At 69.7% G+C, this 3,141-nt stretch carries 2 protein-coding genes; both read left to right on the forward strand.

The genetic code is table 11. The features are described from left to right. Nucleotides 1-123 precede the first annotated feature (123 nt). The gene (locus KDM41_17670) at nucleotides 124-2,169 is read left to right on the forward strand and encodes a chloride channel protein (protein MCB1185250.1); all 2,046 of its coding nucleotides are present in this window, start codon (nucleotides 124-126) and stop codon (nucleotides 2,167-2,169) included. A gap of 54 nt (nucleotides 2,170-2,223) precedes the next feature. Beyond that, nucleotides 2,224-3,141, forward strand: a 918-nt coding sequence (locus tag KDM41_17675) for a WYL domain-containing protein (GenBank protein MCB1185251.1), incomplete at its 3' end; no start/stop codon positions are given.

Here is a 3,141-nt window from a genome sequence, read left to right on the forward strand (position 1 = left end):
GTTCACGCGGGAGTACCTGCCCTAGCGGTCGGCACGCTGGTCGGGTGGGGGCCGGAGCGCTGACCGGCCCGCCGCCACATCGAGGCTGGACCCATCGCCCGCCGTCCCCCACAATCCCCGACCATGAGACTCAGCGAACAACTCGGCATCCACCGCCTGCGGCTCCGCATCCTCGAGTCGTACCACACGGTCATGGTCCTGCTCGCCGTCGTGGTCGGCCTGCTGGGCGGACTGTGCGCCGTCGGGTTCCGCAAGTTCATCGCCCTGGTGCAGCACACCGCCTGGCAGATGCCCGCCTTCACCCTCGACGGCATCCGCGAGCACGCCGCGTGGCAGGTCATCCTGGTGCCGGCCGTGGGCGGTCTGCTCGTCGGCCTGATCACCCGCTTCTTCGCCCGCGAGGCCAAGGGCCACGGCGTGCCCGAGGTCATGGAGGCCGTCATGCTGCGCGGGGGGCGCATCCGGGCGCGGGTGGTGGCGGCGAAGCTCGTGGCGTCGGGCGTGTGCATCGGCACGGGCGGTTCGGTGGGGCGCGAGGGGCCCATCGTGCAGATCGGGTCGGCCCTGGGCTCGGCCCTCGGGCAGCTGCTGCACCTGGGGCAGCGCCGGCTGAAGACCCTCGTCGGCTGCGGCGCCGCCGCCGGCATCGCGGCCACCTTCAACGCGCCCATCGCGGGCGTGCTCTTCTCGGCCGAGGTCATCCTGGGCGACTTCGCGCCGTCGCAGCTCACGCCGATCGTCATTTCGTCGGTGGCCGCGACCGTCGTCAGCCACCACTTCTTCGCCGACACGCCCGCCTTCCTGGTGCCCGGCTACCACCTCGTCAGCCCGTGGGAGCTGCTCATCTACGGCGTGCTCGGGCTGCTGTGCGGGCTGGTGGCGCTGGCCTTCGTGAAGATCCTCTACGGCGCCGAGGACTTCTTCGACGGCCCGCTGCGCCGCATCCCGCACGTGGCGCAGGCGGTGCTCGGCGGGCTGGTCATCGGCGTGGTCGCCCTGTGGTATCCCGAGGTGATGGGGGTGGGGTACGAGGCCATCGAGGCCGCGCTGCACGAGGATTTGGTGCTGCGCACGTTGTTGCTCCTGACGGTGATCAAGATCTTCGCCGTGGCGATCACCATCGGCTCGGGCGGGTCGGGCGGCATCTTCGCGCCCTCGCTCTTCATCGGGGCCATGCTCGGCGGCGCCGTGGGCTCGGTGGCCCACGCCTTCTGGCCCGACGCCACCGCCACCTCGGGCGCCTACGCCCTGGTCGGCGCCGGCGCGGTCGTGGCCGCGGCCACCCACGCGCCCCTGACGGCGTACATGATCATCTTCGAGCTCACCAACGACTACAAGATCATCATGCCCCTGATGATCGCCTGCGTCATCGCCACCATGCTCGCCTCGCGCCTGTGCACCGCCTCGATCTACACCATGAAGCTGATCCGCCGCGGGCAGGACGTCTTCCGCGGCCGCAGCCTCAACGTGCTGCGCCACCTCTGCGCCCGCGACGTCATGCACCCGCCCGGCGCCGTGGTGCCGGCCAACGCCGACCTCGTGAAGCTCGTGGCCCACTTCACCGAGAGCCGCGCCGCCTCGGTCTTCGTGGTCGACGACGACGGCCGCCTCGCCGGCCTCGTCAACTTCGACGACGTGCGCCCCTTCCTCGCCGCCAGCGAGACCGCCGCCCACACCATCTACGCCTGGGACATCATGCTCACCGAGGGCTTCCCCGTGGTCCATCCGGACGAGAGCCTCGACCGCGTCATCCGCAAGCTCGACAAGGTGGGCTTCGAGGTGCCGGTGGTGGCCGACGGCCGCCTCGTCGGCGTGATCCTGGCCAACGACGTCATCCGGCGCTACAACGACGAGATGTTCAAGCGCGAGATGGCCACCAGCATGGTCACCTCGGTCGAGACCGGCGGCCGCTTCACGCCCCTGCCCGGCGCCGCCGGCCTGAGCCTGGCCGAGGTGCCGGTGCCCGCCAACTTCGTCGGCCGCAGCTGCGCCGAGCTCGACCTGCGCAACCGCTACGGCGTGACGGTGCTGCTGATCAAGAAGGTGCAGGGCCACGAGGCCGAGATCGACGGCCGCGTGCCCGACGCCGGCTACCGCTTCGCCGAGGACGACGTGATGCTCGCCATGGGCAGCCCCAACGATCTGCGGGGCCTGGAGAACGCCATGTAGGCCGCGCGCGTGTCGCGGCGACAAATATTACAGGATCGTATCAGGGGGACCTCCATGCAGAAGAAACGCAACCCCGACCGCAGCCGCGGCCAGAACCTGATCTCCGTCTTCGCCCGCCTGTTCTTCTCGGGCCGGCCCTACTCCCTCATCGAGCTCGCCGGGTACCTCGACTGCTCCAAGCAGACGGTCATCGCGCTGATCCGCGAACTCGAGACCCTCGACTGGATGGAGATCGACTCCTTCATGAAGGGCGGCCGCCGCTTCTACCAGGTGCGCCGCGCCCGGCTGCCCAAGGTGCGCGTCGCCCTGACCGACGAGGAGCTCGACACCCTCATCATGTGCCGCGCCTTCACCGGCCACCTCCTCGGCCGCGACCAGTTCGACGCCGCCATGAGCGCCCTGCACAAGTCGCAGCAGCTCCTGCACGACAGCCCCGAATCCGGCGACGACAGCGCCGACCACGACGCCCGCATCTACGGCGTCTACCGCCCCGGCGCCATCGACTACACGCCCTTCCGCGCCCAGTGGCAGACCCTGCTCGAGGCCATGGAGAAGTCCCTCGTGTGCGAGATCAGCTACCAGAAGATCCTCGAGAAGAAGCCCAAGACGTCGCGCATCAAGCCCCTGAAGATCTTCTCCCACCGCGAGACCGTGTACGTGCACGCCCGCTACGCCAAGGAGCCGGGCAAGCTCTTCAAGGCCGCGCCCTACGACCCCCTGCTCGCCCTGCACCGCTTCCGCTCGGTGAAGCTCACCGACACGCCCTTCGTGCGCCCCGCCGACTACGACTTCGAGAAGACCTTCAACGCCCACTTCGGCGTCATCAAGCAGAAGCGCTTCCAGGTGAAGGCCGAACTCACCGGCTGGGCCGCCGGCTTCACCGCCGAACGCAAGCTCTCGCCCGACCAGAAGATCGTCCGCCGCCGCGGCGGCAAGCTGCTCATCACGTTCTCCGCGACGAGCGCGCCCGAG

The organism is bacterium (genome assembly GCA_020440705.1).
In the GTDB taxonomy this organism is placed as follows: Bacteria; Krumholzibacteriota; Krumholzibacteriia; order LZORAL124-64-63; family LZORAL124-64-63; genus JAGRNP01.